The following is a 24,286-nucleotide window of genomic DNA, read 5'->3' as shown; positions in this document are numbered from 1 at the left end:
TTAAATCCATTGCCCATTCTAATTGGGAATTGGACAAAAAATAAAAGAAGGGGATGGCTATGGCTTATAATCAAGAAGCAGCAAAGCAGATTAGAGAGGAATTGAGGCGGCAACTACCTCCAGAAGTCTTTGAAGATGAAGTGGCTGAAAAAAAGATGTTTGGCGGTTTGGCATTTATGGTGCGTGGGAAGATGTGCATTTGTGCCAGCGGACGTGATGAGGTTCTGGTCATGGCTCGTATTGGTAAGAAGAGACAAAATGCGCTTCTTCCAATAGCCGGTGTCTCTGTTACCATCATGAGGAGCAGGCCCTGTCAAGGCTATATTGATCTGGATAAAAATGCCTGCGAGAACCTGTCTTTTTGGGTGACCCAAGCCCTTGGATATAATTTAGAACTAATAAAGGAGTAATCATATGAAATCACAGTTTACAAGCCTCATCACCGTCTTTCCTGTCAAGGATGTGGAAACAAGCCTAGCCTGGTACAGAAGGTGGCTGGGAGAGTCAGATAGCATTCCCATGGAAGGGATAGCTGAGTATCAGGTGACCGAGACTGCCTGGCTGCAACTGACCCAAGAAGAAGGAAATCCAACCAGCCTTATCCTGGGTGTAGACGATATCAACAAAGTACGAGAAGATCTTGTCAATAAAGGTTTGGAGCCGAGTGACATTATGGATTGGGAGGTCGTCTTGACCTGTCAGATAGAGGATCCTGATGGCCATACCATCTCCTTTGCGCAAGAAGTGATTTAGGGATAAGAAAAGACTGATAAAGGATTCAGTCTTTTTTTAGTGCATAGGAGTTGACATTATAGACCAAGTGGTCTATAATGTTAAAAAAGCTTAGGAGAAGTAGGATGAAAAAAGAGTTGAAGACCAAGTTAACTCAGGAGCGCATCATTGAAGCGGCCCTAATCGAGTTTGCTCAAAAGGGCTATAAGGCCTTCGGCATCAATGAACTCTGCAAGAATCACAAGATTTCAAAGGGGATTCTTTACCATAACTTTTCTGGCAAGACGGAGCTCTATCTGGCCTGCGTCCGAGAGAGCTTTCAGAAGGCTGTGTCCATCATCCGTGGGGAGTCAGGTGACATTCCCAGTTTGGTGGAGTATATGGAACGGCGGAATCGCTTTTCTAAGGATTTTCCTCACCACAGCCATGTCTTCTTTGAAGCATGGCTGACAGCTCCGGCAGAAATTGCAGATGAAGTGGCACAAGAAAAGGCTGTTTTTGAGGACTTGAATCGCCAGGTTTCAGAAAAATTACTAGCTGATTCAACCCTTAAGGACCATATCAGCCAAGAACAGGCCCTAAACTATCTGACCTTTATCCAACAGCTCTTTCGGAGTTATTATCTGGCAGCCAGCGGGTCTCAAGGAACCAGTAGTCTGGCCAGCCAATATGAGAATGACCTCCAAAAGGTCCTTCATCTCATGATTTATGGCATTTTAAAGGATGAAAAGTGAAAAGGAGTGATGCATGATTAGAAGTCCAGTATGAGGCCAGTCCTCGAAACCAACACAAAAATAAAAAAAGAATTATAGGAGATTTATTATGTCTAAAAAATTATCATGGTTGTCAATCGTAGCGGGTGTTTTATCCATTCTTGCAGGTTTTTATCTGATGGCCAATCCAGCCCTCAGCCTTCTGTCCTTTGCCATCTTGTTTGCCCTGATTTTCATGGTAAACGGTATTTCTGACATCATCAAATACTTCTCAGCTGATGAGAAAAGCGGTTGGGACCTTTTCAACGGTGTGATGACGGTTCTCTTGGCTATCTGGCTCTTCTCAGGGACCTTCTTTGAAAAAGTGACCTTCATTCCCTTCATCTTTGCTTTCTGGGCTCTCTTTACTGGTGTTTCCAAGACGATCATGAGTTTTGAAGTCAAAAAAGTGGACAAGAAGTTGGGCAGCACCCTTCTTTGGACCGGTATTTTGGGGATTATCTCAGGAATCATCATGATGGGTCACCCACTCATGACAGGCGTGATTGTGACCTATACCGTGGCCTTTGTCTTTATCTACCAAGGAATTGCGGCCATCGTTCTCTATTTCAAATCTAAAAAAGCATAAGTTAGAAAGGGTTTCAATATGGAGAAGCTGAAAAATATCCTCTTTAACAAGGTCACCATCGGGGCCATCCTGCTCTTTGTACAGCTAGCCTGGCTCCTGCTCTTTTTCTACCAATTAAGCAGCTATTCCACGGTGATTACAGCTATTTTGGGGCTTGTCAGTGTCCTGATGATGTTGGCTATTGTCAGCTCCAAGGATAATCCGGTCTACAAGATTGGCTGGCTCATCCTGATTGGCCTCATGCCCATGTTTGGAACCTTTCTTTACTTAATCTCTGCCAACAAGCAGCCAGCTAAGAAGCTGAGAAAGGCCATTCAAGAATCGGAAGCCCGCATTGAGCAGCAGCTAGAGCAAATCAACTACCCGCAACAAATCCTCCCCATCGCAGATGAGGTCAAGGGGATTTCGGACTATATTGCCAGTCAGGGGACCTATGCCCGCCATGGCAATACAGATGTGGCCTATTTCAAACTGGGTGAAGACATGTATGCTTCCATGCTCAAGGATATGGAGCAGGCCCAGTCCTTCATCTTCTTTGAATACTTCATTGTCGGCCAAGGCCAAATGTGGGATGGGATGAAGGAAATTCTGATCCGCAAGGCTCAGGAAGGTCTGGATGTCCGTGTCATGTATGACGATTTAGGTTCATTGATGGTCTTGCCAAAGGGATTCAAGTCCGAGCTGGAAAGTCAGGGCGTCAAGGTGGTAACCTTTAACCCGATGGTCCCTTATCTAGCTCTGGGAATGAACAATCGCGACCATCGCAAGATCTTAGTCATTGATGGAAATGTGGCTTACAACGGTGGCATCAATATCGCGGATGAATACATCAATGTGGACAGCAAATTAGGCCACTGGAAGGATACTGGTCTGCGCTTGGAGGGGGATGGGGTTGCCAATCTGACCCTCATGTTCCTCTCGGTTTGGGATGCCTGCTGTAAGGAACAGACCGATATTGCGGCTTATCTGCCTAGGAAGTCCGTAAGGGCCAAGGGTTATGTCCAGCCATTCTCCGATTCGCCTCTGGATGAGGAGCTGATTTCTGAGAACCTTTATATGGATATTCTCTGGAATGCCAAGGACTATGTTTACATCTTTACCCCTTATCTGATTATCGACCATGAGATGACACTGGCTTTGACCATGGCGGCCAAAAGAGGGGTAGATGTCCGCATCGTAGTGCCGAAGATTCCAGATAAAAAGGCTGTCTACACCCTGACCGAATCCTATTTCCGTCCGCTTCTGGAAGCAGGCGTTCGCTTGTATCGCTATACGCCAGGCTTTATCCATGCCAAGAGCTATCTGGCAGATGATAAGGTTGGCGTCGTTGGGACCATCAACATGGACTACCGCAGTCTCTACCTGCACTTTGAATGCGGCACCCTTCTCTACGAAGTGGAGACCCTCAAGGACTTGAAACAGGACTATCTCGAAACCTTTGCGGTCAGTGAAGAAGTGCATTTGAAGGAGCTGGGAGAAGGACTGCTGAAGCGGACAAGTCAGGCTGTCTTGAGAGTTTTGAGTCCGCTCTTTTAGGAGGAAATACCATGAAAGCGAATCTTAAAAAAAAGAAACCCTTGCAGGTCTTGTGGCATATTGTCAAGGTAACCCATTTTTCCAAGTTTATCCTGTCCTTTGTCTGTTATCTCTTTCTGGCAGCCCTGATCTTGTTGTTTACTGAGCCTGCCATCAAGACCTTCGGAGATAGTATTTGGTATTCTTTTGTAACCTCAACCACTACGGGCTATGGGGACATTGTGGTGACAACGGCTATCGGCAGGATTGTCAGTGTTATCTTGTCCCTCTACGGCCTCCTATTTTTCGGCTGTCTGTCAGGGATTGTGGTGACCTACTATATGGAGATGAACAAGCTCTTGCCCAAGGAGGATGACCAAAAGTGATGAAGAAACAAAATGTGACAATCCTGCTTTCTGGCTTCTGCTTGAGCAGTCTGATTGCCCTAGTTGCCTTTTTCTTTTTGATGGCTGAAAAATTTGGCAGCCATCTGCTCTGGGAAAGCTGGGGGCAGTCAGTGCCCTTTCCCAACCTCTATAAAGGTCTCATGCTCTTGGTTGGCGGCCTCCTAGTCTTTGCCCTCAAGCGAAAGTGGGGGAGTCTGCCTAGAACCAGCCATGAGCTGATGGAGGAGCTGCAAGAAGAGCAGACGGTCACCTACCGCCATACTTGGCGCAGCCTGGTCTTGGCCCTGCTCATCCTTGTCTTGGGAGCAGGAGTTGGGCCAGAGGCTCCCTTGCTGGGGGCGGTCATTGCCTATTCCATCTGGCAGGCTGATAAGCTCCGTTACCTAGAAGCTAATAGAGAGCGGCTGAAGCAACTGCCCCTCAAAGACAAGTTAGTCAGGCTTTTCCATCCCAGTCAATACCTGCTGACCTATCCAGCCAGCCAGAAGGGAACGGATAAGAAGAAGCGCTTGTTTTTCATTGTCAACGGCCTGATTATTTTTGTCCTGCTGATGCGGATGACAGAGCAGCCTTCCTTTATCACCAAACTGGGTGACAGCCAGTGGCAGATTGCGGACTTGGTTTTGATTTTGCCCCTCATGCTCTATGGCTTCCTCTTTGGTAAGGTCTACCATTGGCTGATGAAAAAGATAAAAGCTGTCTTGAAGAAGTATTCCTTGCCTCTCTTTGGTAAAGTCATGCTTGGTGCAATTGCCATCTTTGGAATTGCTGTTTTTGCGCCCAGCCTGCTCTTTTCTGGCCAGCATGCCATGCACTCAGTTGTGGAGATGGGCCTGGAGCTACCAGTCCTAGTTTTGTTTGGCCTGTCCCTCCTCAAACTTGTCTTCTTGGAAATCTGTCTGGAAACAGGATGGACAGGCGGAGATATTTTTCCCATCACCTTTGCCAGTATCCTGCAGGGCTTTGCAGTGGCCCAAGTGCTGCCAGGCTACGATTCACTCTTTGTTGTTCTGGTTGTCAGCCTTTCCTTGGCGGTCACCTTGCTGCAAAAGGAGTGGCTGGCAGGTATCTTTATCTCCCTCTTTTTCCCAATCAAACTCTGGCCCATTGCCCTCATCCTCATCTTCATTTTACGGTGGATGGGTATAAAATTGAAAGCAGGAAGAGTTCATGGTGAAGCCTAATTTCAGTCGGCTGCTCCATGGCTCTTGGGCTTTGCTTATCCTTGTCCTGCTCATGCTCCAGCCGGCCATCTATCAGGGAATCATCAAAGCCAGCCTGTCTCCCTCCATGGCCTATCTGGATGCCCTTTTGGCAGGAGAATTCGCCACCTTTATCAGACAAAAACTGATTTGGATGGGAGTTTTTTTGATTTTTGCCTTTCTGGGCCAGCTCTTCCTCTACTTTTGGGGAAATATGCACTTGCTGGGCATTTTGAAGAGAGAAAGAGGGCTTAGTCCTTCCTTGAAGCGCCTGACCTGGGCCTATTACGGGCTAATCTGGTTGATGGTTGGTGCTATCTTGGCTGTCCTTCTTGTCCTTCTTGTCCTTTTTGTCCAGGGCTGGCAGATTTACCAGCTATCTGGCGAGCTTGGACAGTATGATATTCAAGCGACTGTTGAACAGATAATAGAGAAGCTGCGGAGCCTTAGTTTACAAAGCCTTGGGAACATCGAAGTGACCCTGAAAGACTCTTGGACCATTTTAAAAGAAAATGCACCCCTCTATAAAGTGCTACGAGAAGGGATTGCCACCCTAACCAAGCTTGAACAGGTCATCGGAACCTCTTACTTCTTACTTTCTGGACTGTCGATCTATATGGTTTTGGAGTCCATCTATGCCTACTGGTGGGAGAAAAGGCGGCTCCAGAAAATGGTTATTCTCTTCTTACCTGATTTGGATGGCGGTTCAGATTCATCCGACTCCTGATCCAGTTCGGTTATCGTTCGTATCTATTCATCAAAAGCGAGGAATTTGGTTTCCTTGCTTTTTTTCCTACCCCATTTACGCTATAATGGTTTCATGAACAAAATCATCGAGTTTAAGGATTTTACCTTTAAATACAATGCCCAGCAAGAGCCGACCTTGCTTGACATCAATCTAACCATCTATCAGGGAGAGAAGGTTTTAATTATCGGGCCATCAGGATCGGGCAAGTCAACTCTAGGCCACTGTCTTAATGGCTTGATTCCCAATATCTATCCCGGGGAGATGACCGGCAGCTTGACCATTCAGGGGAAGGCCGCTTTTGATATGTCCATCTATGACAAATCTCTTCTAGTCAGTACAGTTCTTCAGGATACGGATGGGCAGTTTATCGGTTTATCAGTTGCTGAGGATTTGGCCTTTGCCTTGGAAAATGATGTAGAACCGCTAGATGTTATGAAGGAGAAAGTGGCCGATTGGGCAGGGCGCTTGGAATTGACCGACCTCCTTGGTCACCGACCGCAGGATTTGTCAGGCGGGCAGAAACAACGAGTCAGCCTGGCCGGGGTCTTGATTGATGAGAGCCCCATTCTCTTGTTTGATGAGCCCTTAGCCAATCTCGATCCGAAGTCTGGTCAAGATACGATTGACCTGATTGACCGCTTGCATCGGGAAGAAGGGGCGACGACCATTATTATCGAACACCGGCTGGAAGACGTCCTTTATCGGCAGGTGGATCGGATTGTCTTGGTCAACCATGGACGCATCCTCTATAATGGACATCCAGATGAGCTTCTTAAGTCAAACCTACTGGATGAAAATGGTATTCGGGAACCCCTTTATTTGTCTACTCTGCGTTATCTGGGGTATCCTATTCAAGCATCCTCCAATCTATCCACCCTTTGGGATTTGGATTTGAAAGAAGTGAACCTATCTCAGCTGCCGGTTGCCCACTTGGAAAAGCAGGGTAAGCCAGTTCTTTTAGAAGTGCGGAATTTGCAGTTTTCCTATCCCACTAAGCAGGTGTTAAAAGATATCAATCTGACGCTTCATCAGGGAGAACGTCTAGCGATTGTCGGTAAAAATGGTGCAGGTAAATCGACTCTAGCCAAGGCACTTTGTGGCTTTGTACAGGCGGAAGGAGAGATGCTTTGGAAGGGGCAATCCATTCTGGATGACTCTGTGAAGGAGAGGGCAGAGCGGATTGGCTACGTCCTTCAAAATCCCAATCAAATGATTAGCCAGACTATGATTTTTGACGAAGTAGCCCTAGGTCTACGCATGCGAGGTCTGGCAGAAGAAGAAGTCCAAATTCGGGTGGAAGAGGCCTTGAAGGTCTGTGGACTCTATCCATTCCGTAAGTGGCCGATTTCTGCTCTTTCCTACGGACAGAAAAAACGAGTGACCATTGCCTCCATTCTGGTGTTAAATCCTGAGATTATCCTTCTGGATGAACCAACAGCCGGTCAGGACAAGCGCAATTATACAGAAATCATGGATTTCCTTGATCAGCTCAATGCTAAAGGACACACCATTGTCATGATTACCCACGATATGCAGTTGATGCTGGATTATTCGGACAGGGCAGTCGTGGTCTTGGACGGTCAAATCATTGCGGATGCCAGTCCGGCTCAAATTTTGACGAATCCATCGCTCATTCGTCAGGCCAATCTCAAAGAAACCAGTATTTTCCACTTGGCAGAACGCTTGGGCGTTGACCCACTGGATTTGACGGCATTTTACATGGATAAGGAGAGGAACAAGATATGAAGGAGATAAAGACTATCGGCTATCATGCCGGTGAGGGCTTGATTTATGAATTATCAGCAGTCAGTAAGCTAGTCTTCTTTTTGCTAGTGTCCATCTCTGCTATGATTACCTATGATACTCGCCTGATTGTGTTGATTGCTCTTTTTTCCCTTTACTTATTCAAGCTATCCCATATCCGGATGCGGGATGTGTCCTTTGTTTTGGTCTTCACCACCATCTTTGCCCTTCTAAACGCCAGTATGGTCTATCTCTTTGCTCCACAATATGCTGTGGAATTATATGGAGCAAAAACCATCCTCTGGTCGGGTGTTGGGATGTATACTGTCACCAGTCAGCAGCTCTTTTATCTACTCAATCTGCTGTTGAAATACTTCTGTACAGTTCCTTTGGCGGTCGTCTTTTTGATGACGACCCATCCTAGCCAGTTTGCTTCCAGCCTTCATCAGATTGGTGTTTCCTACAAGATTGCCTATGCAGTCAGTTTGACCATGCGCTATATACCAGACATTCAAGAGGAATTTTATACCATTCGGATGTCGCAGGAAGCGCGTGGGCTGGAATTGTCGAAAAAAGGCAAGCTGATGGATCGCATCAAGGGCAATTTGGCCCTTGTCATCCCTTTGATTTTCAGTTCCCTCAAGCGGATCGACACTATCTCTACGGCCATGGAATTGCGGCGTTTCGGGAAAAATAAAACCCGTACTTGGTATACCTATCAGCCACCAAGTAAACGGGATTATCTGGTCATTGGCTTGGCCTTGCTCGTCATGGTAGTGACTCTTGGCCTTTTCTGGGTCAATGGCGGTCGTTTCTACAATCCTTGGAAATAAGGCATAAATAGCCCTGCTGGGAATCTCCCGGCAGGGCTTATTTTATGAGAGTGTTTCTAGTGCAATCATGGTAACGATGACAGCTTCGTAGTAGCTATCGGATGGCAAGTCTTGCAGGAAAATATATTTATTTTGCTGCAAGAGCTTATCGTAGGCGTCATTCTTGCTCGCTGCATAAAAAATCGGTGCACCAAAACTGGATGGTTGGTGTTGGTCTAGAGGTTTTCCATCAAGACGGTATCCGGCGTAGATACTTTTTTGTTCCATGAAAAAGTCCATCATCTTATTTAAGATTTTCTGGCTATGTTTGTCCTGACTTTGAGCCAAGACGTAAGGAAGCCGGCAGGCGTTGTAATAATAATCACCATCGTGGGCCGAAGCTACGGCATTGGCCTCAGCTGCTCTAGCATCCCCCTTCTCACTAACCCAAATAAAATCCGGGATCAGGCCCGTGCTATGTTGGGCACTGATGGTTTCCAGCTTTTCCAGCATGGAGGCCTTGATAGACAGCCACTGTTCGTCCTTCGTAAAGTCGTAAAAGGTTTCAAACTGTTCTGGCAGGGTATCAGATGTTCTCATCAGCCAGTAGTAGTCAGAATCTTTGCTGGCCCAGTTTCCAGCAGTCAGGAAATTAGCTTTGCTGTTGTAATTGTATGTAAGGATGTCCTGTAAAATGGCGGTCGCCTGTTTTTGATATTCGGGGGCGTGCTGTTTCCACAACTTTGCTGCCTTAATCAGAGCGTATGCGATATAGATGTCCCCGTCAGTCGCATTATTTTTCTCGTCAGAAACCTGTCCATTTTTGATGGTTTGGCGCCAAGACATGAGCTGGGTTTTGTTTGTCCGGTGATTCATATAGTAGTTGTAGAGTTTGTGGAAATCCTCTTGCGTATCTTCTCCTTTTTCTGCTGCTAAAACAGCAATATACATGGCATAGCCCTGTGCTTCTGAGAGGACGACAGTTTCTCCGGAAGACACCTTGGTCTTAACATAGGCTTCCTTTTTGTTCTTTTGGATGTAGTGGGTAGTCCACTGCTGATAGAGTCGGTCTGTTATGTCTGTTTGGATAGACTGACGGACATAGAAGAAAAGAGCAACGAGAGCCGTTAGAATCATTCCGAAAATCAAAAATTGTAGTTTTCTACTTTTCATAGTACTTTCCTTTCTAGCCGGCAAACCGTTTTGTCTTCACCCACTTGGTTCCCTTGCGACGCAAAATTTTATCAAGAATAACGGATGAAATGGCATCGATGGACACGATGATAAATAATTGAGAATAGGTGAAATAGGCAGCCAAAGCCAGCCAAATTTGCTTGATGGTGGCCTGACCGAATTGCGAAGCCAAAGCAATGTTAATTTGCAACAAATAGAGCAAAATCATCAAGATCCAGTTGAAGAGCATTAGCTGGGTGATATAGATATTGCTCGAATCAAAAGCAAAAGGAATCTCAATGTCTGGATAGAAGAGCCGGGCGACAATGGCGATTACATTGGCTAAAAACACTAAATCAGAAAGAATAATCGCAGCATTAAACCAGAAGAAGGTACAAGCATAGTAAAGAACTTCCAAGGTGACGCGCCAGTTGCTGCGGTCAAAAAGGTGCTTAAAGTTGGCTAAGACGACTTCATAGTTGCCCTTGGCCCAACGCTTGCGCTGCATATAGTAGGAGCGGAGGGTTTCTGGTTCCTGTTGAAAGGCCTCGGAATTATATGCTAGAGCAATCAATTTTCCCTTCTGCATGATTTTGAAAGAAATATCGGTGTCTTCAGTGAGCGCCCCGTTTTTCCAACCACCGATGCTCTTGACAAAATCCGTTTGGATAATAAAATTGGTTCCCGGGATACGCCCGATTTTAAAGAAATGCCAGAGGCCTACATGCAAGATTCGCTGTGTTACCACAATCTCCTGATTGATACAGCGGGTCAGAAAATTCTGGTCGGCATTGCGCGTTTTGTTGCGTCCAAATGCGGCCACATGGCGTTCAGGGTCTTCCAGCGCTTTTTTTACCAGGAAATACAAGGCATTTTTTTCGGGCATGGCATCTGCATCGTAGACGCAAATGTATTCGCCTTGAGCCATTTTCAGCCCATCGTTGAGGACGCCTGCCTTACCGCCGGTTCCCTTGCGGTTGATGAGGGTCATGTTGCGGTTGGCGTACTGTGGCAAGGCCTGAACTTTTTGCATTTCCTGATAGGTCTTGTCGCTGCAGTTATCTGCAAAAAGCAGGAGTTGAACTTTATCTGCCGGATAATTCATATCCAAAATAGCAGTAGCGGTCTGCGCAATAACCACTTCTTCGTTGTGGGCAGGAACTACAATGGTAATCATTGGGTAGCGCTCCAAAGGACTCATGTCCACTTTAAAGCGACTGTGTTTAAGCCAAAAGCAGACAGCGGATGTGAGGGTTGTGAGGGACCAGGCTAGTGAAAACCAAATGGACACTAGCGTTAAAATCATGATGAACTGACTAATCATTATCTACCGCCTTAAAATATCGATTGACTCTATGGTATATAACCAAATAGCAGATGAATAAGACCAAAAAGCAGCCTGTAAAGAAGAGGCTGATGGCCAAGGCAACATTAAAAAATAGATCTGTAAGATTCATAGGGCAACTCCTTTAGTATTCTACGATAATGTCAGTTTCCAACTGCCGGTTTAACTGTTTTAACAGCTCGCTGCTTGTTCTGAATGTTTCCATATTGGACGAATCAATGGCAACATAGCCGTGTCTGTACTGTGTTTCCTGAGAAATCGAGAGATTGTGGAAACGGAGCTTGCTTAGCTTGGGCTGAATAACCGTGTCAAAGTAAAGACGATGTTCGGCATCTTGCCCAGAAAGCAAAATGAGGAAGCTGCCGTTAGAAACATAGTAAACAGTCATGTCTTCTGTCAAACAGTCCAGCAATGTCTGGTAAATGGTTCGAAGCATGTCCCGATAAGCGGATGGATTCATATGATAGAAATGGGAACTATGGGCCCAGTTTACCAAGATTGCTTCAACGGGCCAGGTCTGGTTCTGCTTGGCAGCAGCTAGCAACTGACGGTAGTGGTTTGAAGCGTTTTTTTGCTCATCTTTCACTGCTGAAAGAATCTCCCGCTTGAGTGCATGAATGCGACTCGTCAGGGCGAGTACCAAGGGAAATGAGAATAGGAGAACCAGCTGTTGGAGAGAAGTCAAGTAGACGACACCAGCAACAAGTAGTACGACTGCAATAGAGCTGCTTAACAAGAAGAGCCAGGCAATCAGGATGTCTGACAAGAGTGTGGCAGCTAAAAGTGCAGCAGCGACTAAGAGTAGCTCAGTAAAGAAGATAGAAGTGGTTGAAAAATAACCAAAGGCCAAACAGGCCAGAATCGTTGCTGTTAAGAGCAACCTGAAAAGATCGAGTTTTCGGATATAGGTCATAGTGAACTCCTTATTGAAAATCTAATGGTCTTTCTGCAGACCCAAAATAGTAGGCGATAGCATCCAAGATTCGCTCTGCGGCTTGTCCATCACCATAAGGATTTTTGGCTTGAGCCATTTGATGGTAACTGTCTGCGTTTAACAGCAAGTCTTCCATAGCAGATCGAACCGTTTCAGGTGAGGTTCCGACAAGCTTTAAGGTACCGGCTTCAACGCCTTCAGGACGCTCGGTCGTATCCCGGAGAACCAAAACAGGCTTCCCAAGAGAAGGTGCTTCTTCTTGAACGCCACCAGAGTCCGACATAATGAAGTAACTTTTGGCAGCGATATTATGGAAGTCCACCACGTCAAGCGGAGGAATCAGATGGATACGCTCTGAATTTGCAAGAATCTCAGCTGCAGCTTCTTGGACTGCAGGGCTCAAGTGAACGGGATAGACCACCTCAACAGTGGGGTGGTTTTCGACGACTTCTCGAATGGTTTTTAAAACACGCCGCATGGGCAGTCCTTGGTTCTCCCGACGGTGCATGGTCACTAAAATGAGTTTGTGGTCGGGATTGATTTTCTGAAGAATGGGGTGCTGGTAGTCCTGTTTGACCGTTAGTTTCAGCGTATCAATGGCAGTGTTCCCAGTGATAAACACATCTTTTTCAAGATGATTTTCTAGCAAGAGATTGGCCTTGCTTTGTGGCGTTGGGGCAAAATAGAGGTCGCTGAGAACATCTGTTAGCTGCCGATTAGCCTCTTCAGGGAAGGGCGACTGTTTGTTCCAAGTCCGAAGGCCGGCTTCTACATGTCCGACCTTGATTTGATTATAGAAAGCAGCAATGCTGGCTGCCAAGGTAGTGGTCGTGTCACCATGAACAAGGACAATATCTGGTTTTAGCTCTTTTAACACCTTGTCCAACTTGGAAATGATATGCACGGTAATGTCCGCTAAACTTTGGTTTTGACTCATGATATTCAAGTCAACATCTGGTTGAATCGCAAAAGTTTCCAAAACCTGATCCAGCATTTGCCGGTGCTGGGCAGTGACAACAGTGATTGCCTTAAAACGGTCAGTTTGTTTTTGAAGGGCCTTGACAAGAGGGGCCATCTTGATAGCTTCAGGTCTGGTACCAAAAACAACCATAACAGATATCTGTTTCATTGGTAATATCTCCTCATCTACGGATAGCAAACTGATGTGATGAAACAAGGACATCAACTATCCATGTTAGCATTCTACAATTGTCTTATTTGAAAGTCAAGCAATTATAGAGAAGCTATACCCAATGTTCGGTTTTTTGTGATAAAAATCACGAATTGTAAAGATAGACATATAAGGAATACTTGTCTGGATATTAAAAAACGCTTGGTAGTTCAAGCGTTTGGCGTATTCTTATAATGGTCGTTTGTTTGGAAGACCAGCCTTGCGGGGATATTTATTGGGCGTTTCTTTTTTCTTTTCAACCAGAGTCAGGGTGCGGGGGTCGCCATTCGGCAGCTGGTAGTCCACATTGTCTACGACTTTGGCAAAGAGAAGGTTGAGGGCATTTTGTGCCTGAGCCAGTTCGTCCTCGGCACTGGAGGCCTTGAGGGCAATCAATTTGCCCTTGACCTTGAGAAAGGGAATGGTTAATTCCGACAGAACCTGCATGCGGGCCACGGCCCGAGCGGTTACTAGGTCAAACTGGGCACGAAATTGCTTATCTTGAGCAAAATCTTCAGCCCGCCCGTGATAAAAGCGGACCTTTTTCAGTTCCAATTTCTCGGCCAAAAACTGCAGAAAATGGATTCGCTTGTTGAGGGAGTCAATGATGGTCACCTCTAAGTTCGGGCAGAGAATTTTCATAGGAAGGCTAGGGAAGCCTGCTCCCGCTCCGATGTCAAGGAGTTGGATGTCCTGATTTTGGATGTAGCCCTGCAAGACCGGAGCGATAGAATCATAAAAGTGTTTGAGGTAGACCTCCTCACGCTCAGTAATAGCCGTAAGATTTATCTTTTCATTCCATTCGACCAGAAGTTCATAGTAGCGTTGGAATTGTTCTTTTTGTTTGTCTGTCAGGGGAAATCCCTGTTCTTCAAGGGTTTGGTAAAAAATGTCTGGTTTCATAGAACTATCTTATCATAAAAAGTATAAAAGAAAAACCCAGAAAAATTTCTGGGTACTATTTTCTAGTCACCATTCTGGTTGGTTGACGGGGAGTTAGTTGTTGGTTCAGTCGTTTCGCTTGAAGCAGTTGTGGTTGAACCGCTTGTTTCAGAAGTAGTTGCTGCTTCAGTCGTTGTACTGTAATAGTAGTTCGTGACAGAACGGCTACCCTTGAGGTAGTAACTAGAACCGTAGCGAACCAGTCCGTCAGGCATCTCCCAATCAGTTGCTGTTTCTGGTGAATTGAGGAAGGCCATCATGTTGTGATAAACATCAGTTGCAACATGCATACCATTATCCAGAAGAGGAACCATCCGGTTGGTGTAACCGGTCCAAACAGCCATTGAGTATCTGCTCGAGTAGCCAACAAAGTTTTCATCAGGAACAACCATATAGCTATAATTGGCTTCAGGAACTGTAGCCAAAATTGTATCGGTCTCACTGTCAGTATAGTTAGACGTACCTGTCTTTCCAGCCATTGGTACACCGCTGACAGAAGCGTTCAATCCATAACCATAGCTCATAACGGCCTTCATCATATCCGTCATCATAAAGGCAGTTTCTTCCGTCATAACCCGTTTGCCTTCAGCTGCGTATTCGGAGACCGTTCCATCGCTAAAGACGATTTTGTTGACATATTGCGGTGCATAGTAGGTTCCGCCGTTGGCAAAAGCTGCATAGGCCGCAGCCATCTTTTCACTGCTAGCTCCATATTGGCGGCTGGAATCCGTAGTGTTACTAGAAATGGCGTTGGAATAGTGAATTTCCGGATAGTAAATACCGACACTATTTAGGAAGTTATGAGCGTTTTCCAAACCAGTAGCTTCCAAGGCTTTAACAGCTGTGACATTACGGGAATACTGGATGGCAGATTTGACTGTCATCGTACCAAAGTACCTCTTGTCCCAGTTGTTGACCGGTGTGGAAGTGCCTGGATAATTATAAGGACCATCGACAATGGTATCAGCCGTTGAGGTATAAATGCCGTTTTCTAGAGCTGGGGCATAATCCGTGATAGGCTTCATGGTTGAGCCAAAGTCACGGTTAGTTTCAACGGCTTGGTTGGTACCGAAGGAAACATTGCTAGCCTGATTGCGTCCGCCCAGTTGGGCTACGACACGACCGTTGCTGACATCGACAACAGTGGAAGCAACCTGGAAGTTAGGATCTGGGTATTCCACATAAAGATCGGAGTTGTAGATGTTCCAAAGCTGTTGTTGGGCAGCAGGATCCACATTCGTATAGACATCCATACCAGTTGTCAAAAGGTTGTAGCCTGTTTTGCTCTCAACTTCTTCGATGACCTGTTTGAGGTAATTGTCCATATAAGCAGGGTAGGCTGCCTCGTTTGTCAATGGTTGAAGCCCATCTGTTACGGGAGTCAGAACCGCTTGCTCATACTGGGTAGCATCAATGTACTTTTCTTCCAACATTTCAGCCAAGACCAAATCACGACGCTCCTTAGCAGCTTCTGGCTGGGTGTAAGGGTCGTATTGGTTTGGTGCCTGAGGCATTCCGGCCAGCAAGGCTAGCTGAGGGAGGGTCAAGTCTTTCAGTTCTTTCCCAAAGTAAGACTTGGCTGCCGTTTTCATACCATAGTTTCCGTTGGACATGTAGACCTTGTTGATATAGTAGGTCAAAATTTCTTGCTTGGTATTGCGCCGCTCCAACTGCAAGGCCATCCAGGCTTCTTGAATTTTTCGTTTGAGGGTCTGATCTTCGGTAGAAGTCGAGAAATAGGTTAGCTTGATGAGCTGCTGATCAAGGGTTGATCCCCCTTGTAAATTGCCGCCAGAAAGGTTGTTCAACAGAGCCCCCGCGATACGGAGGACATCGATTCCCCTATGGCTGAAGAAGCGTTGGTCCTCAATTGCTACAACAGCATTCACTAGTTCGGTAGGGATTTCTTCCGTCTTGGCATTGGAGCGTTTTTCTGTTCCAAGGTCTGCAATTAAGTTGCCATCCTTATCGTAAATTTTACTGGAAACAGTTGCGACCAGACTTTCTTCGGTTAGCTCCGGAGCGCTGCTGATGTAGTAGGTTACCAGAGCGGCCCCTGCAATAACAGCGATGATGAAGACTGCCAGAAGGCAGTTGGCTGCAATCAGCAGTAATTTTTTAATGGTTGTTTTGTTCAACAGAGTCACCACCTAATAAAATTTTTTCAACGATTGTCAGATAGGGCAGGCTAGGAAAACCGCCTATTTCTATCTCATAGCCATGTTCACGAATATAGGCAATCGGCATGGACTTGCTGCCTTGATCGATCTGATAAAACGAAATCAGAGCAACCGCGGGCAAGAGATAGGTTTCCTTCAGGGTTGAAAAGTGAAGGAGGACAAAACAGATTCCCCCCTGTCCAACAACCTGTTCCATGTGCTCAATCTGGTGAGCATGAAAATTTTTCATGGGCATGGCTGTCTTCTGGCGTGTTTCCTTGGCCTCAAAGTCGATGTAGTATCCTTTGAAAACTCCTGAATAGTCCGTAGTGGATGCCTGACGGAAGTAGGCTTCTACAATCTTGGCCCGGCTTCGTCTTGGATAGTCCACTTTGACAATTTGGATAGGAGTTGGCTTCTTATGAATAACGGCTATCCCATGAGCTAGATAGTATCCATTACTGTCGTTAATGGCCGTTTCAAAAGACATTCCACGGTTAGCGAAGTTAACACGTTTTTGACGGGGGTCACTATTTGTTCTAATGATTTTCTTTCTTATCTGATGAGGATAATTGACCATAGAACTCCTTCTTGATAAACTATTATCAGTACATTATAACATAAAGAAGGAAAAGAGTACAAGTCATGCACATTAGGAGCCTATTGGTGACCGGCTACCGGCACACTGATCTGGGGATTTTTTCGGATAAGGATGCTAGGATCTACCTCATCAAAAAAGTTATCCGACAAGACCTCATCCATTTCCTGGAAAACGGGACGGAATGGTTTGTTTTTACAGGCAATCTTGGCTTTGAATACTGGGTCTTACAAGTTCTGTTGGACTTGAAACAAGAGGGGTATGACTGCCAGATAGCGACCATTTTCCCCTTTGAAAATCATGGTCAGAACTGGAACGAAGCCAATCAAGAGAAATTGGCCGCTTTTAAGGCAGTTGATTTTGTCAAGTTTACCTATACTCACTATGAAAATCCAGGGCAATTCCGCGCCTACAATGAATTTTTACTAGATAATACCGATGGTGCCTATCTATTTTACGAACCGGAAAATGAAACAAACTTGAAATATTTGCATAATCTCCTCTTAAAAAAGGCAGGGTATACTGATAAGAGGGTCACCTTTGATCGCTTAAATGAGGTGGCTGAAAATTTTGAAGAATTTGAGTAAAATGACTTGATTTTTCCCTATTTTTTTTAATATAATAGAGCTAGTGACGTTTTTAGATTTGGGAGAGAAAAATGGCAAGTATTAAATTTACAACTAAAGATATTTTTGAGCAGGATTTTAAAATTGGTTTTCGTGGTTATGATCAAGATGAAGTCAATGATTTCCTTGATGATATTATGAAAGATTACGACGCCTACGAGGCCATTATCAAGGAGTTAAAAGGGGAAATCGCCCGTTTGAAGGCTCAGGCAGCCAATGCTCCTCGTACAGCAGCGCCAGTTGCAGATGAGTCAGAAGTTCTTCGGACAGAGCGAGCTTCATCTGCGACCAACTTTGATATTTTGCGCCGACTGAACCGTCTGGAAAAAGAGGTTTTTGGCAAACAAATTATTCAAGAATCGTACGAATAAACTGGACTGTGCAATTTTTGGATAATCGCGTGGTAGCGTGCTACCATGAGGAAAGTCCATGCTAGCACCGGCTGTGATGCTGGTAGTGTTTGTGCTAGGCGAATCCATAAGCCTAGGGACGTAGCGATACGTTACGGCGGTCAAATTGGCTAAGTCCTTGGATAAGCCATAGTAGACCTGAAAGTGCCACAGTGACGAAGTTTTTATGGAAACGTAAAAAATGGAACGCGGTAAACCCCTCAAGCTAGCAACCCAAACTTTGGTCGGGGCATGGGAAAGCTGGAATCCGAACGGTCTTTCCTGACTGCATAAGCGGTAGACAGATGATTATCGAAGGCGGCAGAGCCTAGTGCCGCTGGAACAAAACATGGCTTATAGAAAATTGCATAATAGGTAGGCTAGCTTTGCTAGCCTTTATTCAATAGAGGAAACAGATGAAAGAAAAATTTGAATTGGTAGCCACTGCAGCGGCTGGTTTAGAAGCGGTTGTTGGTCGAGAAATTCGTAATCTAGGCTATGATTGCCAGGTAGAAAATGGACGGGTCCGCTTTGAAGGCGGGCTAGACGCCATCATTAAGACCAATCTTTGGCTCCGGTCTGCCGACCGAATAAAGATTGTGGTGGGTCAGTTTCCTGCTCGCACCTTTGAGGAATTGTTTCAAGGTGTTTTTGGCCTAGATTGGGAGCATTACTTGCCTCTGGGCTGTAAATTTCCGATTTCAAAGGCCAAATGCGTCAAGTCTAAACTCCACAATGAGCCGAGTGTTCAGGCCATCAGTAAGAAGGCAGTCGTTAAGAAATTACAGCAACATTTTTCTCGCCCAGAAAATGTCCCCTTGCAGGAAGTTGGGGCAGAGTTTAAAATTGAAGTTTCCATTCTAAAAGATCAGGCGACGGTGATGATTGACACAACGGGAGCCAGTCTCTTTAAGCGAGGCTACCGGGTAGAAAAAGGCGGAGCTCCTATCAAGGAAAATATGGCAGCAGCTATTTTGCAACTGTCCAACTGGTACCCTGATAAACCCTTGATTGATCCAACTTGTGGTTCAGGAACCTTCTGTATTGAGGCAGCTCTGCTAGCTCGCAACATAGCTCCAGGACTTAAGCGCTCCTTTGCTTTTGAAGAATGGAATTGGGTGGATCAGGATGCGGTCGAACAAGCTCGCAAGGATGCTCAAACTCAGATTCGGACAGACCTTGTCTTGGATATTTCTGGTTTTGACATCGACGGTCGCATGGTGGAAATCGCCAAGAAAAATGCCTTTGCAGCAGGTGTTGAGGACGCTATTTGCTTCAAGCAGATGCGGTTGCAGGATTTGCGAACAGATAAAATCAACGGCGTTATCCTTTCCAATCCGCCATATGGAGAACGGCTTTTGGATGACACTGCCATTGCAAGACTGTATCGAGAAATGGGGGAGGTTTTTGCCCCGCTGACAACCTGGTCCAAGTTTATCTTGACCAGCGATGAACAGTTTGAAAGTCGTTTTGGCAGCCAAGCTGACAAGAAGCGCAAGCTCTACAATGGAACCCTGAAGGTAGATCTCTATCAATTTTTCGGACAACGTGTGAAACGAACAAGAACAGAATAGGAGTCAGTAGATTTGGAAAATAAAGACAAACAAACAGGTCTGCCACAAGATGATGAAAAAGTATTGGAATTTGAGCAGGCTAAGGATATGACCATTGCCGAGGCCGTTCGTAAGCATCAAGAAATACAAGCAGGTGTAACGGAAGACGATAGCATTTTGGATCGTTATATCAAGCAGCACCGTGATGAGATTGAATCCCAGAAATTTGAAACACAGATTGCCAAGGCACCATTAACTGAAGAAGGCGCAAAAGAGGAAAGCTTAGAAGAAGCGACCTCAGAAGCTACTCTTTTGGAGGAAACACAGGAGTTTGCTCTTCATAAAGTCGTTTCTACCGAGGAAAAAGAAGAACCAGCAGTTTCAGCAGAGGAAACAACTCCGCTTATCGTTGAAGAGCTGCCTGCTCCTGAAACAGCAGATTTTAACGACTATGAAGATGTAGAGAGTCGAAAAGAGAGCAGAAAAAAAATCTTTGTTGGTTTAGGCATTTCCGCGCTTTTTGTCGGTATTTTAGCCTCGGCCTTTATCTGGCTTAATGCAGCGAATAAAAATGATTCAACAGCTTCGTCAAGCAGCTCTACAACAAGATCTAGCCGAACGAGCTCTTCAAGCACTACAAATGAGGCGCTGGCTGCTTTTGACAGTTTTTATGCTGGCTTCTTTGTTGATGCTGAGCAAACCAAGTTGAAAAATTCTGAATTTGGGAAACTTGCTGAGTTAAAAGCCTTGCTGGATAAAATGGATAGCTCAACAGACGCCTATAAGGAAGCGAAATCTCGCTACGACAAGTTGGCCAAGGCTATTGCTGCTTTGCAAGACCTCAACAATCAGTTTGACAAGCCTGTTATTGTAGATGGTGAGGTCGATTCTTCAGCAACTGTAAAGGGAGATGCCAATCTAACAGCTGTCACAACAGGTATCAGCTCAGTGGATGCAGTGCTTGCAGCAGCCGTTACTCTCGGTCGCTCCCAGCAGGAAAGTGGCGTTACTGCAACTGTCAGTCAATCTGCTGAAACCAATAAGACGGTTACAGAAACCTCGGCGTCTTCTAGTCAAACAACGGAAGCAACAAGTGCAACGGTAACAGGTGCAGCCTCTATCTATGGCATTGCCGTTCCAGCAGGAGTTACCCTGCAGCGTGACGTCAGCCGGGTTCCTTATAATCAGGCTGCCATTGACGATGTCAACAATGAGGCTTGGACCTTTAACGCAGGGGTATTGGAAACCATCATTTCTATTTCTCAACAACGTGGGTATATCTCAGGGAATGACTATATTCTGGAAAAGGTGAATATTGTAAACGGCAATGGCTACTACAATCTCTATCGTCCAGATGGAGTCTACCTCTTTACCCTCAATTGTAAGACGGGTTACTTTGTTGGTAACGGTGCTGGCCACTCAGATGCTCTGGATTATTAAATCATATGTATCACATTAAGTTAGACAAATTACTCTTTTAAATTGGATAATAAAAATGCTGGACTGATTCTTGGTCAGTTCAGCATTTTTGTTTTTTTTATCATAGAAAAAAGCGACAATTTGCCGCTTTGACTTGGAAAAACGCTTATACCGGCCGATGTTCAAAGGCGTTGTCAGAAATCCCTTGCTCCAAAATCAATTTTGCCCACTCCTTGGCAGAATGAAGGCTATGGTCCTTGTAGTTGCCACAGGATTCGATAGTGGTACCTGGCACATCCTCCCAAGAAATTCCTTGGGCAATTTCTTCTAGGCTAGACTTGATAACTTTGGCTATTTGGGTAGGATCTTGCTTGCCCCACATAATCATGTGAAAACCAGTGCGGCAACCAAAGGGAGAACAATCGATTAAACCGTCGATGCGTTGGCGAATCAACTTCGCCAAAAGATGCTCGATGGTATGCAAACCTGCGGTGTCCATGGCATTTTCATTGGGCTGAATCAGTCGGATGTCAAAGTTTGTGATGACATCACCTTTGGGGCCGACTTCCTCTGAAATCAAGCGGATGTAAGGGGCTTTAACGATGGTGTGATCCAGTTCAAAACTTTCAACAATAACTTCTTTGCTCATAAATTTCTCCTTTGTTATTCGTTATGATAATTATAACATAATTTCAATTTTGAATTGTGAAATCGTTTGAAATATGTTAGAATAGAAGAGGATTTTTTGAATCTACAATGAAAATAAAGAGGTGGAAATATGGAACTCAATCCGATAGTGGTTGCTCTTGTTTCTGCTCTCATTGGTTTAGTTATTGGTTATCTAGCCATTTCTTTGAAGATGAAATCTGCTAAAGGAACAGCAGAATTGACACTTTTAAACGCTGAACAAGAAGCTAGCAATGTCCGTGGAAAGGCAGAGCGGGAAGCAGAAGCAATTGTGAGAACTGCAGAGCGCGACCGCCAAAGCCTGAAGAAGGAATTGCTCTTGGAAGCCAAGGAAGAAGCTCGTAAGTATCGCGAAGAAATAGCAGAAGAGTTTAAGTCGGAACGACAAGAACTGAGACAAGCAGAAGCGCGTTTGACAGAACGTGCCAGCAGTTTGGATCGAAAGGATGATAATTTAACAAATAAAGAAAAGACTTTGGAGAAAAAAGAACAAAGTCTGACTGACAAATCTAAACACATTGATGAGCGTGAACAAGAAGTTGCGAAACTAGAGGAGCAAAAAGCTCAGGAATTAGAAAAAGTAGCTTCGCTCAGTCAAGAAGAAGCGCGTGAATTGATTTTGACCGACACTCGCGACAAGTTATCCCATGAGATTGCGACTCGTATCAAGGAAGCAGAACGCGAGGTTAAAGAAAGAGCAGATAAGACGGCCAAAGATCTGCTGGCTCAAGCTATGCAGCGAATCTCTGGTGAGTATGTGGCAGAACAGACCGTCACATCCGTTCATTTGCCTGATGATGCTATGAAGGGGCGGATTATTGGACGTGAAGGTCGCAATATCCGGACCTTTGAAAGCCTGACAGGGATTGATGTTATCATCGATGATACACCAGAAGTAGTTGTCCTGTCTGGATTTGATCCAATCCGTCGGGAAATTGCCCGCATGACCATGGAAGCTCTCCTGCAAGATGGCCGGATTCACCCAGCCCGCATTGAGGAGTTGGTGGAAAAACACCGTGTGGAAATGGATAATCGCATTCGTGAGTATGGTGAAGCTGCTGCCTATGAGATTGGCGCACCAAACCTGCATCCTGATTTGATTAAAATCATGGGACGTCTGCACTTTAGAACCTCTTATGGCCAAAATGTTCTCCGTCACTCGATTGAAGTGGCTAAGTTAGCAGGAGTGTTGGCTGCAGAGCTGGGCGAAAATGTCAACCTTGCCCGCCGTGCCGGTTTCTTGCATGACGTTGGTAAGGCGATTGACCGAGAAGTAGATGGAAGCCACGTCGAAATCGGTACCGAGTTGGCTCGTAAGTATAAGGAACATCCAATCGTTATCAACGCGATTGCCAGTCACCATGGAGATGTAGAAGCAACGAGCACCATTGCCGTGATTGTTGCTGCAGCTGACGCCCTTAGCGCAGCCCGTCCAGGGTCTCGCCGTGAATCGATGGAAGCCTACATCAAGCGCCTGCAAGACCTGGAAGAAATCGCCAATAGCTTTGATGGCATCAAGCAATCCTATGCTATTCAAGCAGGTCGTGAAGTTCGCATCATCGTCCATCCAAATAAGGTTAGCGATGATAAGATTACGATTTTGGCCCACGATATTCGTGAGAAAATCGAAAACAATCTGGATTATCCAGGAAATATCAAAATCACGGTCATTCGTGAAACGCGCGCGACTGAGGTTGCCAAATAGGAGAGAGGGTCCATTCGGACTCTTTTTCTATCCCTAGTCTTTTGGTGAAATGGGTTGAAATCTCACTCGTTTTCTGTTACACTAGAGTGAAAGCTTTAGAAGGAGAACTCATGACAGAACGTGGCTTACTAATCGTATTTTCTGGTCCGTCTGGTGTTGGAAAAGGAACCGTCCGTAAAGAAATTTTTGAAAGCTCTGACAACAAATTTGAATATTCTGTATCCATGACAACTCGCCCTCAGCGTCCAGGTGAAGTGGATGGGGTGGATTATTTCTTCCGTACCCGTGAGGAGTTTGAGGAGTTGATTCGCCAAGGGCAGATGCTAGAATATGCGGAGTATGTTGGTAATTACTATGGAACACCTCTAACCTATGTCAATGAAACCTTGGACAAGGGTATTGATGTTTTCTTGGAAATTGAAGTGCAAGGGGCGCTTCAAGTCAAACAAAAGGTGCCGGATGGAGTCTTTATTTTCCTGACCCCACCTGATTTGGAGGAGTTGAAAGACCGCTTGGTTGGACGTGGAACCGACAGTGAAGAGGTTATCCGCCAACGCATCGAACGGGCAAAGGAAGAAATTGCCTTGATGAGGGAATACGACTATGCAGTAGTCAATGACCATGTTCCGCTTGCGGCTGAGCGTGTGAAGCGGATTATTGAAGCAGAACACTATCGAGTGGATCGTGTGATTGGTCGTTATGATGAGATGATTCGTGAGCAAGTAACAGCTCGCTAGAGAATATAAAAGTAGAAAGAGTAAGAATGCTATGATGTTAAAACCGTCAATCGACACCCTTTTGGACAAGGTGCCGTCAAAATATTCCTTGGTTATCTTGGAAGCCAAGCGGGCTCATGAATTGGAGTCAGGGGCAAAACCAACTCAAGAGTTTAGTTCTGTAAAGTCAACCCTACGCGCTCTGGAGGAGATTGAGTCTGGCAACGTTGTGATTCATCCAAATCCAGAAGCAAAACGTGAGGCTGTTCGTCGCCGTGCGGAAGAGGAGCGCCGTCGTCAAGAAGAAGAAGAGCGCAAGATTAAGGCGCAAATCGCTAAGGAAAAAGAAGAAGGCGATAAAATTTAACA

The 24,286-nt window shown here is 45.4% G+C and carries 25 protein-coding genes and 1 other RNA gene; 18 read left to right on the top strand and 8 right to left on the bottom strand.

All coding sequences use genetic code 11. The features are described from left to right. Positions 1 to 59: 59 nt before the first annotated feature. The 10 genes from INT76_RS04545 (at position 60) to INT76_RS04500 (ending at position 8,521) form a co-directional block, all read left to right on the top strand. Positions 60 to 410, top strand: a complete 351-nt coding sequence (locus INT76_RS04545) for a TfoX/Sxy family protein (protein ID WP_212572644.1) — start codon at positions 60 to 62, stop codon at positions 408 to 410. 4 nt (positions 411 to 414) lie between these two features. Next, positions 415 to 753, top strand: a complete 339-nt coding sequence (locus tag INT76_RS04540) for a VOC family protein (protein WP_212572642.1) — start codon at positions 415 to 417, stop codon at positions 751 to 753. A gap of 104 nt (positions 754 to 857) precedes the next feature. Beyond that, complete coding sequence (locus tag INT76_RS04535) at positions 858 to 1,466, top strand: TetR/AcrR family transcriptional regulator (protein WP_212572640.1); 609 nt, start codon at positions 858 to 860, stop codon at positions 1,464 to 1,466. A gap of 88 nt (positions 1,467 to 1,554) precedes the next feature. Further along, entirely contained in the window at positions 1,555 to 2,073 is a 519-nt protein-coding gene (locus INT76_RS04530) for an HdeD family acid-resistance protein (protein ID WP_212572638.1), read from the top strand. A gap of 18 nt (positions 2,074 to 2,091) precedes the next feature. Then, a complete protein-coding gene (gene cls / locus INT76_RS04525) occupies positions 2,092 to 3,609 on the top strand; it encodes a cardiolipin synthase (RefSeq protein WP_212572636.1) in 1,518 nt (505 codons plus the stop codon). A gap of 11 nt (positions 3,610 to 3,620) precedes the next feature. Next, the gene (locus tag INT76_RS04520; RefSeq protein ID WP_212572634.1) at positions 3,621 to 3,974 is read left to right on the top strand and encodes a potassium channel family protein; all 354 of its coding nucleotides are present in this window, start codon (positions 3,621 to 3,623) and stop codon (positions 3,972 to 3,974) included. Beyond that, positions 3,974 to 5,179, top strand: coding sequence for a chloride channel protein (locus INT76_RS04515; protein ID WP_212573019.1), 1,206 nt, complete (start codon positions 3,974 to 3,976; stop codon positions 5,177 to 5,179). Before INT76_RS04520 ends, INT76_RS04515 begins: the two co-directional genes overlap by 1 nt. Next, the gene (locus tag INT76_RS04510) at positions 5,166 to 5,924 is read left to right on the top strand and encodes a hypothetical protein (RefSeq protein WP_212572632.1); all 759 of its coding nucleotides are present in this window, start codon (positions 5,166 to 5,168) and stop codon (positions 5,922 to 5,924) included. Before INT76_RS04515 ends, INT76_RS04510 begins: the two co-directional genes overlap by 14 nt. Before the next feature lie 93 nt (positions 5,925 to 6,017). Next, positions 6,018 to 7,691, top strand: a complete 1,674-nt coding sequence (locus INT76_RS04505; protein ID WP_212572630.1) for an ABC transporter ATP-binding protein — start codon at positions 6,018 to 6,020, stop codon at positions 7,689 to 7,691. Continuing rightward, positions 7,688 to 8,521, top strand: coding sequence for an energy-coupling factor transporter transmembrane component T family protein (locus INT76_RS04500; protein WP_212572628.1), 834 nt, complete (start codon positions 7,688 to 7,690; stop codon positions 8,519 to 8,521). Before INT76_RS04505 ends, INT76_RS04500 begins: the two co-directional genes overlap by 4 nt. A gap of 42 nt (positions 8,522 to 8,563) precedes the next feature. Here INT76_RS04500 and INT76_RS04495 read toward each other — a convergent pair whose 3' ends face one another. From INT76_RS04495 to recU, 7 genes are all read right to left on the bottom strand, one after another. Beyond that, complete coding sequence (locus INT76_RS04495) at positions 8,564 to 9,673, bottom strand: family 8 glycosyl hydrolase (RefSeq protein ID WP_212572626.1); 1,110 nt, start codon at positions 9,671 to 9,673, stop codon at positions 8,564 to 8,566. A 13-nt stretch (positions 9,674 to 9,686) separates the two neighbouring features. After that, on the bottom strand, positions 9,687 to 10,997 hold the full coding sequence (locus INT76_RS04490; RefSeq protein ID WP_212572624.1) for a glycosyltransferase family 2 protein: 1,311 nt from the start codon (positions 10,995 to 10,997) through the stop codon (positions 9,687 to 9,689). Between the two features lie 145 nt (positions 10,998 to 11,142). After that, the gene (locus tag INT76_RS04485; protein ID WP_212572622.1) at positions 11,143 to 11,931 is read right to left on the bottom strand and encodes a hypothetical protein; all 789 of its coding nucleotides are present in this window, start codon (positions 11,929 to 11,931) and stop codon (positions 11,143 to 11,145) included. Positions 11,932 to 11,941: 10 nt separating this feature from the next. Then, on the bottom strand, positions 11,942 to 13,081 hold the full coding sequence (gene wecB / locus INT76_RS04480; RefSeq protein ID WP_212572620.1) for a non-hydrolyzing UDP-N-acetylglucosamine 2-epimerase: 1,140 nt from the start codon (positions 13,079 to 13,081) through the stop codon (positions 11,942 to 11,944). 231 nt (positions 13,082 to 13,312) lie between these two features. Next, positions 13,313 to 14,026, bottom strand: a complete 714-nt coding sequence (gene rsmG / locus INT76_RS04475; protein WP_212572619.1) for a 16S rRNA (guanine(527)-N(7))-methyltransferase RsmG — start codon at positions 14,024 to 14,026, stop codon at positions 13,313 to 13,315. Between the two features lie 62 nt (positions 14,027 to 14,088). Then, positions 14,089 to 16,203: a penicillin-binding protein PBP1A gene (gene pbp1a, locus INT76_RS04470; protein WP_212572617.1), complete on the bottom strand. Its 2,115-nt coding sequence runs from the start codon at positions 16,201 to 16,203 to the stop codon at positions 14,089 to 14,091. Then, positions 16,184 to 16,804, bottom strand: coding sequence for a Holliday junction resolvase RecU (recU, locus tag INT76_RS04465; RefSeq protein ID WP_212572615.1), 621 nt, complete (start codon positions 16,802 to 16,804; stop codon positions 16,184 to 16,186). Before recU ends, pbp1a begins: the two co-directional genes overlap by 20 nt. Before the next feature lie 65 nt (positions 16,805 to 16,869). Here recU and INT76_RS04460 point away from each other — a divergent pair, with 65 nt between their 5' ends. The 5 genes from INT76_RS04460 to INT76_RS04440 all read left to right on the top strand — a co-directional run bounded on the left by INT76_RS04460 (position 16,870) and on the right by INT76_RS04440 (position 20,830). Further along, complete coding sequence (locus tag INT76_RS04460; protein ID WP_428843983.1) at positions 16,870 to 17,409, top strand: SLOG family protein; 540 nt, start codon at positions 16,870 to 16,872, stop codon at positions 17,407 to 17,409. A gap of 71 nt (positions 17,410 to 17,480) precedes the next feature. Then, positions 17,481 to 17,819 (top strand): cell division regulator GpsB, encoded by a 339-nt coding sequence (gpsB, locus tag INT76_RS04455; RefSeq protein WP_212572614.1) that lies wholly within the window; start codon positions 17,481 to 17,483, stop codon positions 17,817 to 17,819. A gap of 13 nt (positions 17,820 to 17,832) precedes the next feature. Then, positions 17,833 to 18,199: RNase P RNA component class B (gene rnpB / locus INT76_RS04450), an RNA gene on the top strand. 54 nt (positions 18,200 to 18,253) lie between these two features. Then, positions 18,254 to 19,411 carry a THUMP domain-containing class I SAM-dependent RNA methyltransferase gene (locus INT76_RS04445; RefSeq protein ID WP_212572612.1) on the top strand — a complete coding sequence of 386 codons (1,158 nt, stop codon included), beginning with the start codon at positions 18,254 to 18,256 and terminating at the stop codon, positions 19,409 to 19,411. A 12-nt stretch (positions 19,412 to 19,423) separates the two neighbouring features. Continuing rightward, positions 19,424 to 20,830 (top strand): cell division site-positioning protein MapZ family protein, encoded by a 1,407-nt coding sequence (locus tag INT76_RS04440; RefSeq protein ID WP_249116183.1) that lies wholly within the window; start codon positions 19,424 to 19,426, stop codon positions 20,828 to 20,830. Positions 20,831 to 20,975: 145 nt separating this feature from the next. Here the strand turns inward: INT76_RS04440 and INT76_RS04435 are convergent, their stop codons facing one another. Next, the gene (locus INT76_RS04435) at positions 20,976 to 21,458 is read right to left on the bottom strand and encodes an S-ribosylhomocysteine lyase (RefSeq protein WP_212572610.1); all 483 of its coding nucleotides are present in this window, start codon (positions 21,456 to 21,458) and stop codon (positions 20,976 to 20,978) included. 129 nt (positions 21,459 to 21,587) lie between these two features. Between INT76_RS04435 and INT76_RS04430 the strand changes: the two genes are divergently transcribed. The 3 genes from INT76_RS04430 (at position 21,588) to rpoZ (ending at position 24,284) form a co-directional block, all read left to right on the top strand. Beyond that, complete coding sequence (locus tag INT76_RS04430) at positions 21,588 to 23,201, top strand: ribonuclease Y (RefSeq protein WP_212572608.1); 1,614 nt, start codon at positions 21,588 to 21,590, stop codon at positions 23,199 to 23,201. Between the two features lie 110 nt (positions 23,202 to 23,311). Further along, positions 23,312 to 23,938, top strand: a complete 627-nt coding sequence (gene gmk / locus INT76_RS04425) for a guanylate kinase (protein WP_212572606.1) — start codon at positions 23,312 to 23,314, stop codon at positions 23,936 to 23,938. Positions 23,939 to 23,969: 31 nt separating this feature from the next. Continuing rightward, positions 23,970 to 24,284 carry a DNA-directed RNA polymerase subunit omega gene (gene rpoZ / locus INT76_RS04420; RefSeq protein ID WP_212572604.1) on the top strand — a complete coding sequence of 105 codons (315 nt, stop codon included), beginning with the start codon at positions 23,970 to 23,972 and terminating at the stop codon, positions 24,282 to 24,284. The last annotated feature ends 2 nt before the right edge of the window (positions 24,285 to 24,286 follow it).

This window comes from Streptococcus oriscaviae (assembly GCF_018137985.1).
In the GTDB taxonomy this organism is placed as follows: Bacteria; Bacillota; Bacilli; order Lactobacillales; family Streptococcaceae; genus Streptococcus; species Streptococcus oriscaviae.
This window is presented reverse-complemented; position numbering and strand designations above follow the sequence as displayed.